This window comes from Nocardia jiangsuensis, assembly GCF_042650385.1.
In the GTDB taxonomy this organism is placed as follows: domain Bacteria; phylum Actinomycetota; class Actinomycetes; order Mycobacteriales; family Mycobacteriaceae; genus Nocardia; species Nocardia jiangsuensis.
The window spans coordinates 173,504-185,636 of the sequence record NZ_JBHSAX010000009.1 but is presented as its reverse complement, the minus strand read 5'-3'; the positions used below and the strand labels follow the sequence as shown (position 1 = coordinate 185,636).

Below are 12,133 nucleotides of genomic sequence, written 5' to 3'. Positions count from 1 at the left end.
GCTCGGCGACCTGGTCGGCGGGCAGCACGGTCCAACTCGGAACGCGCCGTCGAACATCGCGCGAACGCGTGCGAGGGGCTCCGGCACCGACTCCCTTGTCGGCCTCCGGAACCCCTCGCACCCCCATCCGGCACCACCCCGTTGTGGCGCCGAGACTCAGCCCAACCGCTTCGCGGCCAACTCCCGCAGATCGGACGATTTGATCTTCGCGCTCCCGGTGAGCGTGAACTCCTGCTCCGCGAAGAGCAGCACATGCCGCGGCACCTTGTAACTGGCCAGCCGCTCCCGCAGGAACCCGCGCAGCGCGTCCCCGTCGACCGACGCCCCCGGCTGTGGCACCACACACGCCACCACGACCTCACCGAGCGTCTCGTGCGGCACCCCGACCGTGCGCCCCACCTTCACCCCGGGGAACCGCGCCAGCTCCTCGTCCACCTCGAGCGGCGAGACGTTGGCCCCGCCGGTCTTGATGATGTCGGTGAGCCGCCCCTCCCAGTACAGCCGGTCGACGTCGTCCAGGTAGCCGCCGTCGCCGGTGTGGAAGTACCCGTCGGCGTCGAGCGTCTCGTCCAGCGGCGTGCCGACGTAGCCGAGCATGAGCGTCGGCCCCTTGACGCAGATCTCCCCGCTCTCACCGCGCGCGAGCACCGCGCCGCTGAGCGGGTCGGTGATCTTCACCGTCACCCCTGGCAGCGGCACTCCGCTGCTGCCCGCGTGCACCTCGTCCGGCGTGCAGGCGGGGTAGCAGGTGGTGATGGTGAAGGTCTCGGTGTTGCCGTAGGCGTGGCCGCACTCGGTCCACTCGGTGGTCACCGTCGGGTGCGCCGCCGCCGGGGTGTGCTTGTCCACGAAGGTCAGGCTGCTGAGATCGGTCTCCGCCCAGTTCGGCGCGCCGGCGAGCTGGGCCCACTGGTGCGGCCAGGCCACCGGGAAGGTGACCCGCTCCGATTCGATCAGCGCCACCGCCTCGGCGGCGTCGAAGAGCCGCTGCAGCACCAGGGTTCCGCCGACGGCGAGCGTGGCGCCGAGCGCCTGGCCGAAGTTGCCCGACCAGAAGAAGCCGTTGGCGGTCCAGCAGCGCACGGTGTCGTCCGGGGTGAAGCCGAACATCTGCCCGAAGCGCCACATCTGCACCGCAACCCCGCGGTGCGCGCTGCGGATCCCCTTCGGCTTGCTCGTCGTCCCCGAGGAGAAGAAGAGCACGGCGGTGTCGCTCGGCCGCACCGAGTCCGCGGCGGCCTCGACCAGCTCGGCCGGTTCGCGCGCGCCGCGGGCCAGGAAGGCGTCCCAGCTTTCGATCGCGCCGCCTGGGGTCTCGCCGACCACGGCCAGGTGCCGCAGGAAGGGGTACGCCGTCGAGCGCAGTTCACCGGGGTCCGTCCCGGCCAGCGCCGGTTCGAGTTCGGTGAGCACCGCCGCGAAATCGGCCCGCGCGACGTGCCGTTCGAACAGCAGCACCGAGACCCCGGAGACCCGGAGCAGGTGGTCCAGCTCGGCCGGGGTGGAGAAGGTGCTCAGCGCCACCGCCACCCCGCCGGCCAGCGAGGTGCCGAAGACGGCGGCGAGCCACTCCGGCCGATTGGTCATGAGCACGCCGACGCGGGAATCCTTGCCCACCCCGGCGGCCCGGAGCGCGCGGGCGACCTCGACGGCGCGGTCGTGCAGTTCGCGGTATGTCCAGCTGACGCCGCCGGGGACGCGCAGCGCCTCCCGGTCGCCGTAGCGCGCGGTGACCTCGCGCAGGAAGCCGGGCAGGGTGAGCGGGCCGAGCCCGGGTTCGTCGGCGAGCGGTGGTCCCGCGGCGATGGCGGGGGAGCGGGTGGTCATGGTTTCCGTGCCCCTCAGTGCGGGAGTTCGATCTCGGCGAGGCAGCTGACCAGGGTGCCGAAGTTCTGGTCGGTGAGCTTCAGCTTCACCTGCACCAGCGGCACCCCCCACGCCGAATCCGTGATCTTGTCCACGATCTCGGCGTCGAAGTAGGTGACGTCGCCCTCGAAGGCGGGCAGCCGGAAGTCGGCCTTGGTGTGCCGCACCAGGCCGTCGTTGCCCGCCCAGTAGCTGAGGTAGTCGGTGCACCAGGCGCCCATGGTCGCGCCGTAGCCGTAGGCCCGCGCCATGCCGACCTCGCCCGCCTTGTCGCCGTCGATGTGCCCGCGCGACGGGCCGACGTAGAGGCCGTCGCGCTTGCGCGGGTCGATCTTGGCGCCCTCCTCGTCGAACTCGAACCCCTCGGTCCAGCCCGGGTCCTGGTTGATCCACGGATCCTGGATCCCGGGCGGCGCGACCCAGCCGAAGGTGCCCCAGATATTGAAGAGGAAGGCGCGGTACTCGGTGGTGAAGGTGGCGATGCTGTGCGGGCCGATCACCCGGCGCGGCAGCTTGTCGCCCACCTTCACCTCGTCGAAGTGCGGTGAGACGCCGAGCCGGTTGGAGAGGATCCACTCGTGCCGGAGCTGCTCCACCTCGGTCAGCTCGGCGGCGGTCCAGCGCTTCACTTCGCCGAGCTGGTTCTCGTACATGCCGCGCTTGTTCGCCTCCTCGGCGAGGTAGCGGATGGCGGTGGAGCGCTCCCTCGCGACCAGCACGCCGTGCTGGTTGCGGTGCGTGGTGTCGCCGCGGGAGAACATGGTCGGGCCGGCGAACTTGGTCTCGGCCACCTTGTAGTCGTGGAAGCGGCGGTCCTGGAACAGCGTGTCGCCCGGCCGCACCGGGGCGCCGTAGAACCACCACTCCTCGCCGCCGAAGATCAGGTGCGAGCCGGGGATGTGGCCGACGCAGGCCGGCTGCGCGCCGTGGCCGTAATCCAGGCCGACCGCGATGGACTGCGGGGCGATCAGCCCGCCGTAGCGGGATTCGCGGGCGAACTCGTGATCCCAGTGCAGCGGGTTCGGGTAGTCCATCGCCATCACCCAGCGGCGGATGTCCGAGGTGCTGCACGGATCCCACAGCTGGCCGCCGCCGACGGGTTTGCCCACCCGGTGGTCGACATCGGAGAGGTCGAGTTCGACGCCGCCCGGCGACGTACCCGCGCCCTTGCCCGGAGCCGAGTTCCCGCGCGCGGCGGCGGCTTTGCGCGCGGGCGCGGCCTTGCGCGCGGGCGCGGCCTTGCTCGCGGCGGCAGTCGCGGCTTTGCGCGCGCCGGTCCCCGCCGTCTTCCGCGGCGTTGCGGAATTACCTGTGCTCACGGCTGCTCCTCAGCGATTCACGTCGACGACGATGCGACCGCGAACGGTCCCGTCGATGAAGCGGCCCGCGGCGGCGATCGCCTCGCCGAGCGGGATCTCGGTGGCGATCGAATCCAGCGTGCCCGGGTCCAGATCGCGGGCCAGCCGCGCCCACGCCTCGAGCCTGCGCTCCTTCGGCGCCTGCACGCTGTCGATGCCGAGCAGCGTCACCCCGCGCAGGATGAACGGCGCGACGGTGCCGGGCAGGTCCATCCCCTGCGCCAGCCCGCAGGCCGCGACCGCGCCCCCGTACCTGGTCTGCGCGGCGGCGTTCACCAGCGTGTAGCTCCCCGCGGTGTCGACCACCCCCGCCCAGCGCTCCTTCTGCAGCGGCTTCCCGCGCTCGGCGAACTCCGCCCGGTCGAGCACGGTGCTCGCGCCGAGCCCCTTCAGGTATCCGGCCTCGGCCGCCTTCCCGGTCGCCGCCGCCACGGTGAACCCGGCCGCGCTGAGCAGCGCGATGGCGACGCTGCCGACCCCGCCGGTCGCCCCGGTCACCAGGATCTCGCCGTCCCCCGGACGAATCCCGAAGCGCTCCAGCGCCTCGACGCAGAGCCCGGCGGTGTACCCGGCAGTGCCGATCGCCATCGCCTGCCGCGCGTCGAAGGCGGACGGCAGCGGAATCAGCCAGTCGCCGTTCACCCGCGCCCGCTGCGCCAGCCCGCCCCAGTGCGATTCGCCGACGCCCCAGCCGTTCAGGATCACGGCGTCGCCCGCCGACCAGTCCGGGTGGTCGCTCGCGGCGACCACACCGGCGAAGTCGATGCCGGGCACCATGGGGAACTTGCGCACCACCGGCGACGAGCCGGTGAGCGCGAGCGCGTCCTTGTAGTTGAGCGTGGAGTAGGCGACGTCGACCGTCACGTTCCCCTCCGGCAGCGCGGTATCGTCCACGCTGGTCAGCGCCGCTGTCGTGCCCGCGTCGCCCTTCTCGATGAGTAGTGCAGAAGACATCGCCGAGAGTGTCCTTCCTCCGGTCGGAGCTGATTCTCATCACCGATGAGAATGCAATTCTCCTATGGGTAAAATTATGCTTTCATCCGGGTGTTCGGGTGTCAACCGGCTCGCGCCGGAACTTGCAGTTCAGCGGGCTGTCCAGCCGCCGTCCACGACGACGGTCTGCCCGGTGACGTAGCGCGCGGCGTCGCCCGCGAGCCAGGTGATGGCGCCGACCAGGTCCGCGGCGGTGCCCTCGGTGGGCAGCGGGGTATTGCGGCGCAGGTACGCGGCGCCGCGCTCGTCGTCGTAGAGGCTGTCGGTGATCTCGGAGCGGAAGAAGCCGGGCGCCACCGTGTTCACCCGGATCGAGTGCCGTGCCCACTGCACCGCCAGTTCCGCGGTGAGCCCGGAGAGCCCCGCCTTGCTCGCCGCGTAGGAGGCCTGCGGGATGCCGGGCACCCCGACCCGCCCGCTGATCGAGGAGACGTTGACGATCGCGCCGCCGCCCGCGTCGCGCATGTGCGGGAAGACTGCCTGGGCCAGCAGGAACGGCGCGACCAGGTTCAGCCCGATGGTGTCGTGCACGGCGTCCGGCGGCTCGTCCTCGGCGCGCGCGGTGGTGAACCGGTTGCCCGCGGCGTTCACCAGGATCACCGGCGGGCCGAGCTGCTCCACGACCGCGGGCACGATCTCGGCCACCTGGGCGGGATCGCCGAGGTCGCGCGCGAGGGGGAGACCGCCGGTCCGCGCGGCGAGCTCTCCGAGCCGGTCCGCGCGCCGTGCGACCAGCGCGACCCGGGCGCCGAGCTCGGCCAGGGTCTCCGCCACCGCGGCGCCCAGCCCCGAGGAGGCGCCGGTCACGATCGCCACCCGCCCGCGCAATCCGAACAACCGCAACACCGGCCCCTGCTCCGCGCTCATCGGGCCGGCTCCGCGTCCGCCGCGGTGACCAGCGCGGTGAGCCCGGTCCGCTCCACTTTGCCCATGGCGTTCACCGGCAGCGCCGCCACCCGCGTCCAGACCTCGGGCACCTTGTACCCGGCCAGCTCGCGCCTGCAGTGCGCCGCCAGCTCCGCGAAGTCGAGGTCGCGCGCGCTCTCCACCACAGCGGCGACCTTCTGCCCGAGCCGCTCGTCCGGCACCGGGCAGACCGCCACCTTGGCGACATCAGGATGGGTGGCGAGCACCCGCTCCACCTCCAGCGGGTACACGTTGGCGCCGCCGCGAATGATCACCATCTTCCTGCGGTCGAGCACCGCGAGGTTGCCCGCGGCGTCGACGGTGCCGATATCACCGGTGGCGAAGGGCCCGGGATCGGGCGGCCGGACCGCGCCGTCCGCCCAGTACCCCAGCGTCGGCCGCCAGAGCCCGGCCCACGGGCCCTCGCCCGCGGCGGCGAGCCGCAGTTCACCGAGCGCGCCCGGCGCGAGCCGGGTGCCCGCGTCGTCGTAGGCGGCGACGTCGAACTGCGGGGTCACGGTGCCGCTGGTGCCGGGGATCCAGGCGGCGCCCGGCGGGTCGATGGCGACAACGGTCGGTGCCTCGCTGAGCCCGTAGGTGGCGCGCGGGACGATGCCGTGCGCGGCGGCGAACGCTTCGCGCAGGGCGTCGGGGGTATCGCTACCGCCGCTCCAGACCTCGCGCAGCGAGCCGAGCTCCGCCTCCGGCCGCCGGGCCAGGTCGTGCAGCTGGGCAGGCGCGCCGTTCCACACCGTCACCGCGTGCCGCTCGATCCACTCGGCGACCCCGGCGGCGTCCCTGCGGTCCATGATCACCGCGCAGCCCTGCGCCTGCGCGGTGGTCAGGGTGGAGAGCACCAGCATGTTCAGGATGGTGAGCGGGAAGCTGTCGCCGCGCCGCAGCTCCGGCCCCCAGCCCCTGGTGGCGACGGTGACCGCGCCGGGAAGCAGCAGGTTGCGCTGGCTGTGCACCACCGCCTTGGGGCGGCCGGAGGTGCCGCTGGTGAAGCCGATTCCGGCCGGGGCGTCGACATCGTGCGCCACCTCCGGAGCCGGTCCGGCCCCGGCCACCAGCTCCGCCCACCGGTCGGGATCGACGGCCGAACGGGATGCTCCGGTCCAGCGCGGCCCGGCCAGCACCGCGCTCGGTTCGAGGAGATCGTGCAGGTACTGCTGCTCCGCGGGGGCCAGCGCCTCGCCGATTCCGGCCCAGATCGCGCCGATCCGCTGCGCGCCGTGGAAGGCGGCGACGATCTCGAGATCGTTGGGCAGGCAGGCGGCGACCCGGTCGCCGGGACGGACGCCGAGCGCCCAGAGCGCCCCGGCCGCCCGTGCCGCGCGCTCGTCGAGTTCGCGATAACTCCAGGTCTCGGCGGCGCCGATGACGGCGGGGGCCTCCGGGCGTGCGGCGAGTGCGGCATCGAGCACGGCCGCGATCGGGCGCGGGGCGCGGAGTTCGCCGGAGAAACTGTCCACCGCTCTTTGATACCACTATCCTTGCAAGGATTCATCAGATAGCGGCGGAAGAGGACGCGATGGAGCACACAGGTCCGCTCTCCGGGGTGCGGGTCATCGATCTCACGGCGATGGTGATGGGCCCCTATTGCACCCAGATCATGGCCGACATGGGCGCCGACGTGATCAAGGTCGAGCCGCCGCGCGGCGACGACACGCGGTACATCTCGGTGGGGCCGGAGCCGGGGATGGCCGGGGTCTTCGTCAACGTCAACCGGGGTAAACGGAGCGTGGTGCTCGATCTGCGCACCGAGGCGGACGCCGCCGCGCTGCGCGAGCTGGTGGCCGGTGCCGACGTCTTCGTGCACTCCATGCGGGCTGCCGCCATCGAGCGGCTCGGCTTCGGCTACGCCGACGTGGCCGCGCTGAACCCGGGCATCGTCTACACCAACTGCTACGGCTACGGCCGCGGCGGCCCGGACGCCGACCGCCCCGCCTACGACGACACCGTGCAGGCCGAGTGCGGGATTCCGGCGGTGCAGGAGATGCTCACCGGCACACCGGGGTACATGGGCAGCATCGTCGCGGACAAGGTGGCCGGGCTGACCGCGGTCTACGCCACCACGATGGCGCTGTTCCACCGCGAACGGACCGGGGAGGGGCAGGAGGTGGAGATCGCCATGTTCGAGACCATGGCGGCGTTCATGCTGGTCGAGCATGCCAACGGGCGGCTCTTCGATCCGCCGCTCGGCGCGGCGGGGTATCCGCGGGCGGTGACGCCGAATCGGCGGCCCTACCGCACGGCCGACGGGTACCTGGCGGCGCTGGTCTACAACGACAAGCACTGGGCCGCCTTCGTCGGTGCGGTGCGACCGGCCTGGGCGGGGCCGGAGTTCGCGACGCTGACCCAGCGGGCGGCGCGCATCGACGAGGTGTACGGCCTGCTCAGCGCGACGTTCGCCGAGCGAACCACCGCGGCGTGGCTGGAGCTGCTGCGCGACCTGCAGATCCCCGCGGCGGCGGTCAACTCGCTGGACGACCTCTTCGACAACGAGCACCTGAACGCGGCCGGCTTCTTCCAGACGGTGGACACACCGAACGGGCCCGTGCGCTTCCCCGGGCCGCCCGCCTGGTTCTCCCGCACCCCCGGCCGCATCGCGGGCCCCGCCCCCCGGCTCGGCGCCGACACCGAGGTGGTCCTCGCCGGCCTCGGCCGCGCGGCGCGACCAGCCGCGGCCGAGGCCGTCCCCGGTCGGACGGCGGGAGCCGACGCAGCGTCCGGGGCGGGCTCAGCGGCAGCGGGATCCGCGCGCCGTCCCGGGGCGAACGGCGCCTCCGCGAACGGGTCCGCGCGGTGACCGCGATCCCACTCGCCGACCTCGATCTGCGCACCGTTCTCCGCCCCGGCGACCGCATCGTCGCAGGCCAGGCCTGCGGTGAACCCACCTCGCTGATCGAGGCCCTGATCGAGCAGGGCCCCGACATCCCCGATCTCTCGCTCTTCATCGCCACCAGCTTCTCCGGCCTCCTCACCCCGGCCACCGCCGAGGCGTTCCGCGCGGTGAGCATGGGCGCCATCGGTGCACTCCGCGCCCTCGCCAAGGCGCACCTGCTGGACGTGATCCCGTGCCACGTGAGCCGCGTCGGCCCGATGCTGGAGACCGGGGCCATCCCGTGCGACGTCGCCTTCATCCAGGTGCCCCCCGCCGACCCCGACGGCACGCACAGCCTCGGCCTGATCAGCGACCACGTCCTGGCCGCCGTCCGCGCCGCGCGAACCGTGGTGGCCGAGGTCAACGACCGGGTCCCGCGCACCGCGGGCGAGCGCATCGCCGCGGCCGACATCGACTACGCCGTCGAGGTCTCCCTGGACCCGGTGCAGGTGTCACCCGCGCCGATCACCGAGCTGGATCAGTCCATCGCCGGCCACGTCGCCGAGTTCATCGGCGACGGCTCGGTACTGCAGGTCGGCGTCGGCGCGGTGCCGGACGCCGTACTCCGCCTGCTCGGCGACCGCCGCGACCTCGGCGTGCACTCCGGCATGCTCGGCGACGGCCTGGTCGACCTGGTCGAGGCGGGCGTGATCACCAACGCGCGCAAGGCGATCGACACCGGCGTCTCGATCACCGGCGCCCTGATCGGCACCGACCGGCTCTACCGTTTCGCCGACGGCAACGACCGCATCCGCATGTGCGCCACCGCCTACACCCACGACCCGGCGGTGCTGGCCCGGCTCGACCGGCTGGTCACCATCAACTCCGCGGTCGAGGTCGACCTGACCGGCCAGGTCAACGCCGAGCAGAGCGGCTCGGCCTACCTGGGCGGCACCGGCGGCCAGGTCGACTTCGTGCGCGCGGGCGCCCGCTCGCCCGGCGGGCACGCGGTGATCGCGCTGCCCGCCACCGCCAGGGGCGGCACCGTCAGCCGGATCACCGGCGCGCTCTCCGGCCCGGTCACCACCGCGCGCAGCGACGTGGACGTGATCGTCACCGAGTTCGGCGCCGCCGAGCTGGCCGGCCGCACCCTGGCCGAGCGCGCGAGACGCCTCGTCGCCATCGCGCACCCCGATTTTCGCGACGACCTGGAGCGCGCGGCCCGCGAGATCCAGCGGAGAGGATTCTGATGAGCGACGACGCCGTCCTGTTCGACGCCCGCCCGGACGGCATCGCCGTCCTGACCCTGAACCGCCCCGACACCCGCAACTGCCTGGCGAAGGATGTCCGCGACGGTCTCTTCGCCGCCTGGGAGCGCTTCGAGCGCGACCCCGCGCTGCGCGTCGCGATCCTGACGGGGGCAGGCCGCACCTTCTGCGCGGGCGGCGATCTCAAGGAGATGGTGGCGACCGGCATGGGCGTGCCGCCGCGCGAGATGTTCCCCATCCCCTACGACACCATCGAACTGAGCAAGCCGACCATCGCCGCCGTGAACGGCCCGGCCTTCGCCGGCGGCTGGATGATCGCGCAGGCCTGTGACCTGTGCGTCGCGGCGAGCACCGCGACCTTCGCCGTCACCGAGGTGAAGGTGGGCCGCAGCTCGCCGTGGGCGTCGCCGCTCATCCACATGATCCCGCAGCGGATCATGATGGAGATCCTGCTGACCGGCAAGCCCATCGACGCCCGCCGCGCCTACGAGATCGGGCTGGTGAACCGGCTCGCCGAACCGGAGAACCTGCTGGAGACCGCGCTGGAACTGGCCCGCGACATCCTGGCGGGCGCGCCGCTCTCGGTGCGCGCCGCCAGGGAGACGGTCATGCTCGCCACCGAGATGGGCCGCTCGGCCGCGCTGCGGGCGGCCAGGCACGCCTCCACCCAGTGCTACGAGAGCGCCGACGCGCAGGAGGGGCCACGCGCCTTCGCCGAGAAGCGCAGGCCCGAGTGGAGCGGACGTTGACCGGGTCCGCGAGCGCATGCTAAGCATGTGCTCAGCCTTCATGCCGAGCGTTCGCTCGAGCTCGACCAGGGGAGTACCGCCATGGCCGGAAACGCCAACGAGCCAGCTACCGCGACCGCCGTGGAGGCGACGATCCTGCTCGACGGACGCACCGAGACGGTGCGGCTCGCGTCCGACGACACGGTGCTCGAGGCCGCCCGCAGGGCCGGGCTGAACCCGCCCTTCGCCTGCGAGGCGGGGAACTGTGGCACCTGCATGGCCGTGCTGCGGGAGGGCAGGGTGGAGATGCGGATCAACGACGCGCTGACCGATGAGGACCTCGCCGAGGGGTACGTCCTCACCTGCCAGTCCGAGCCGCGCACCCCCGCCATCACGATCGAGTACGAGTGATCACGGCTCGATCAGCACCTGGCCGACGTACCCCGTGCTCTCGGCGAGCTCGGCGGCCGAGCGCATGAGCTCGGGCACGATCGGCCCGAAGGCGAGCAGCTTCTCGTCGCCGCCCGCGCGCTGGAAACCCTGCTCCAGCACGATGGCCAGCTTCCACTGCGCCAGCACCAGGTAGTAGTCGAGGTCGTCGACCTGCCGGCCGGAGACTGCCGCGTAGTGCGCGGCCACCTCCTCGCGCGCGGGCAGGTGCCGCATGTCGACGTAGGCGAAGGCCCCCGGCTCCGGATCGGCGGTATCCGTCGGCCAGCCCTGCAGCATCCACGCCAGATCCAGTTTCGGGTCGCCGACGGTGCCCATCTCCCAGTCCACGATGGCGGCCAGCCGGGCCGGGCCGCCGTGCCGGTACATGACGTTCGCGAACTGGTAGTCGCCGTGCATGATGCCGGGCACGAAGTCGAGCGGGCGGTGCGCGCGCAGCCAGTTCGTCGCGGCGTCCATGCCGTCCAGTTCGCGGCCCCTGATCCGGTCGAAGAAGCCGGTCCAGCGGTCGACCTGGCGATCGTGGAAGCCGTCCGGGCGGCCCAGATCGCCGAGGCCGCGGCCCTGCCAGTCCACCCGGGAGAGCAGCGCGATGCCCTCGGCCAGTTGCAGCGCCAGCCCGCGGCGGGACTCGATGTCGCCGTCGAAGGGGTCGGGCCAGGCCTGCTGGTGATCCATCGGCGACCAGCCGTCCACGAAGCCCATGAGGTAGAAGGTGCGGCCGAGCACCGCCGGGTCGGTGCAGACCGCGAGCGCGGGGGTGTGCGGGACGTCGGTGCCGTCCAGCGCCGCGATGATCCGCCACTCGCGCAGGATTCCGCTGTCCCGGCCGGGCGGGGCCGCTGCCGGTGGAATGCGGAGGGCCGCGCGGAATTCGGCGCGCGCCACCTCGTAGATCTCGTTCTAGGTGCCGCCGGAGAGCAGCCGGGTGCGGAGCGGGGCGCCGACGCCGGGTAACCCTCGCTCGTCCATCCACGCGGCCAGCCGCGGGGTGTGCAGGTGGGTCATCGCACCTCCGATTCGGGTTGAGAATAAGCATCTCATGATTCAGAATGCAATTCTGAGAGAGGTGGTGGCACGGGTGGACGAACCGGGTGCGGTCGCGCGCCGGATCGCGCAGCGGGCGCTGGCCAGGCGGGGTGCCGACTACGCCGACGAGGTGCGCCGCCTGCTGGACGCCGCACTGGTCGTCATGGCGGCCGGTGGCACCACCGGCAAGCCGCGGGTCGCCGATATCGTGGCCGCCGCCGGGCTCTCCAACGAAGCCTTCTACCGCCACTTTCCCTCCAAGGACGCGCTGGTCGCCGCGCTGCTCGAGGACGGAGCGGAGCGGCTCGCGCGCTACACCGAACACCGGATGGCCGGGGAGCGCGAGCCGCGCGCCCGGGTCCGGCGCTGGGTCGGGGCGGTGCTCGCCCAGGCCGAGGCGGAGTCGGCGGCCGCCACGCTCGCCGTCCTCTGGAACGCGGCGGGCCCCGGCATCGCGCTCGAGCCCGGCCCCGGCGTCGTCGGCGAGGCGCTGGCCGGGCTGCTGCACGCCGATCTGGCCGAACTCGGCAGTGCCACGCCCGATCTCGACGCCGTCCTCATCGCGCACGCCACCATCGGCACCCTCACCGACCTGCTCCGCCGCCGGGAACTCCCCGATCTTGGACTGGTCGACCGGATCACCGCCTTCGCCCTGCGCGCGCTGACGCCGCCCGCCTGAACCACCCCCCGGGTCCACGCGCTCGCGCA

At 72.7% G+C, this 12,133-nt stretch carries 10 protein-coding genes and 1 pseudogene; 5 read left to right on the top strand and 6 right to left on the bottom strand.

Annotation, left to right across the window (positions count from 1 at the left end):
• Positions 1-156 precede the first annotated feature (156 nt).
• The 5 genes from ACFO0B_RS10110 to ACFO0B_RS10090 all read right to left on the bottom strand — a co-directional run bounded on the left by ACFO0B_RS10110 (position 157) and on the right by ACFO0B_RS10090 (position 6,598).
• The gene (locus ACFO0B_RS10110; RefSeq protein ID WP_378612107.1) at positions 157-1,827 is read right to left on the bottom strand and encodes a class I adenylate-forming enzyme family protein; all 1,671 of its coding nucleotides are present in this window, start codon (positions 1,825-1,827) and stop codon (positions 157-159) included.
• Between the two features lie 14 nt (positions 1,828-1,841).
• Positions 1,842-3,185 carry an FAS1-like dehydratase domain-containing protein gene (locus tag ACFO0B_RS10105; RefSeq protein WP_378612106.1) on the bottom strand — a complete coding sequence of 448 codons (1,344 nt, stop codon included), beginning with the start codon at positions 3,183-3,185 and terminating at the stop codon, positions 1,842-1,844.
• A gap of 9 nt (positions 3,186-3,194) precedes the next feature.
• Positions 3,195-4,178 carry an acrylyl-CoA reductase (NADPH) gene (gene acuI, locus ACFO0B_RS10100; protein ID WP_378612105.1) on the bottom strand — a complete coding sequence of 328 codons (984 nt, stop codon included), beginning with the start codon at positions 4,176-4,178 and terminating at the stop codon, positions 3,195-3,197.
• Between the two features lie 129 nt (positions 4,179-4,307).
• Positions 4,308-5,084, bottom strand: a complete 777-nt coding sequence (locus ACFO0B_RS10095; RefSeq protein ID WP_378612104.1) for an SDR family NAD(P)-dependent oxidoreductase — start codon at positions 5,082-5,084, stop codon at positions 4,308-4,310.
• Positions 5,081-6,598: a class I adenylate-forming enzyme family protein gene (locus tag ACFO0B_RS10090; protein ID WP_378612103.1), complete on the bottom strand. Its 1,518-nt coding sequence runs from the start codon at positions 6,596-6,598 to the stop codon at positions 5,081-5,083. The genes ACFO0B_RS10095 and ACFO0B_RS10090 overlap by 4 nt, the downstream gene beginning before the upstream one ends.
• A 59-nt stretch (positions 6,599-6,657) precedes the next feature.
• Between ACFO0B_RS10090 and ACFO0B_RS10085 the strand changes: the two genes are divergently transcribed.
• The 4 genes from ACFO0B_RS10085 to ACFO0B_RS10070 all read left to right on the top strand — a co-directional run bounded on the left by ACFO0B_RS10085 (position 6,658) and on the right by ACFO0B_RS10070 (position 10,357).
• Positions 6,658-7,935: a CaiB/BaiF CoA transferase family protein gene (locus ACFO0B_RS10085; protein ID WP_378612102.1), complete on the top strand. Its 1,278-nt coding sequence runs from the start codon at positions 6,658-6,660 to the stop codon at positions 7,933-7,935.
• On the top strand, positions 7,932-9,200 hold the full coding sequence (locus ACFO0B_RS10080) for an acetyl-CoA hydrolase/transferase family protein (RefSeq protein WP_378612101.1): 1,269 nt from the start codon (positions 7,932-7,934) through the stop codon (positions 9,198-9,200). The genes ACFO0B_RS10085 and ACFO0B_RS10080 overlap by 4 nt, the downstream gene beginning before the upstream one ends.
• Complete coding sequence (locus ACFO0B_RS10075) at positions 9,200-9,967, top strand: enoyl-CoA hydratase/isomerase family protein (RefSeq protein ID WP_378612100.1); 768 nt, start codon at positions 9,200-9,202, stop codon at positions 9,965-9,967. The genes ACFO0B_RS10080 and ACFO0B_RS10075 overlap by 1 nt, the downstream gene beginning before the upstream one ends.
• An 81-nt stretch (positions 9,968-10,048) precedes the next feature.
• Entirely contained in the window at positions 10,049-10,357 is a 309-nt protein-coding gene (locus tag ACFO0B_RS10070; protein WP_378612276.1) for a 2Fe-2S iron-sulfur cluster-binding protein, read from the top strand.
• Here the strand turns inward: ACFO0B_RS10070 and ACFO0B_RS10065 are convergent.
• Positions 10,358-11,404 (bottom strand): annotated as a pseudogene (locus tag ACFO0B_RS10065) (phosphotransferase family protein).
• A gap of 73 nt (positions 11,405-11,477) precedes the next feature.
• Here ACFO0B_RS10065 and ACFO0B_RS10060 point away from each other — a divergent pair.
• On the top strand, positions 11,478-12,104 hold the full coding sequence (locus ACFO0B_RS10060) for a TetR/AcrR family transcriptional regulator (protein ID WP_378612099.1): 627 nt from the start codon (positions 11,478-11,480) through the stop codon (positions 12,102-12,104).
• Positions 12,105-12,133 lie beyond the last annotated feature (29 nt).

Coding starts and splice junctions, on each gene's coding strand:
- ACFO0B_RS10110 (WP_378612107.1), bottom strand. CDS start 1,827: ATGACCACCCGCTCCCCCGCCATCGCCGCGGGACCACCGCTCGCCGAC.
- acuI (WP_378612105.1), bottom strand. CDS start 4,178: ATGTCTTCTGCACTACTCATCGAGAAGGGCGACGCGGGCACGACAGCG.
- ACFO0B_RS10095 (WP_378612104.1), bottom strand. CDS start 5,084: ATGAGCGCGGAGCAGGGGCCGGTGTTGCGGTTGTTCGGATTGCGCGGG.
- ACFO0B_RS10085 (WP_378612102.1), top strand. CDS start 6,658: ATGGAGCACACAGGTCCGCTCTCCGGGGTGCGGGTCATCGATCTCACG.
- ACFO0B_RS10075 (WP_378612100.1), top strand. CDS start 9,200: ATGAGCGACGACGCCGTCCTGTTCGACGCCCGCCCGGACGGCATCGCC.
- ACFO0B_RS10070 (WP_378612276.1), top strand. CDS start 10,049: ATGGCCGGAAACGCCAACGAGCCAGCTACCGCGACCGCCGTGGAGGCG.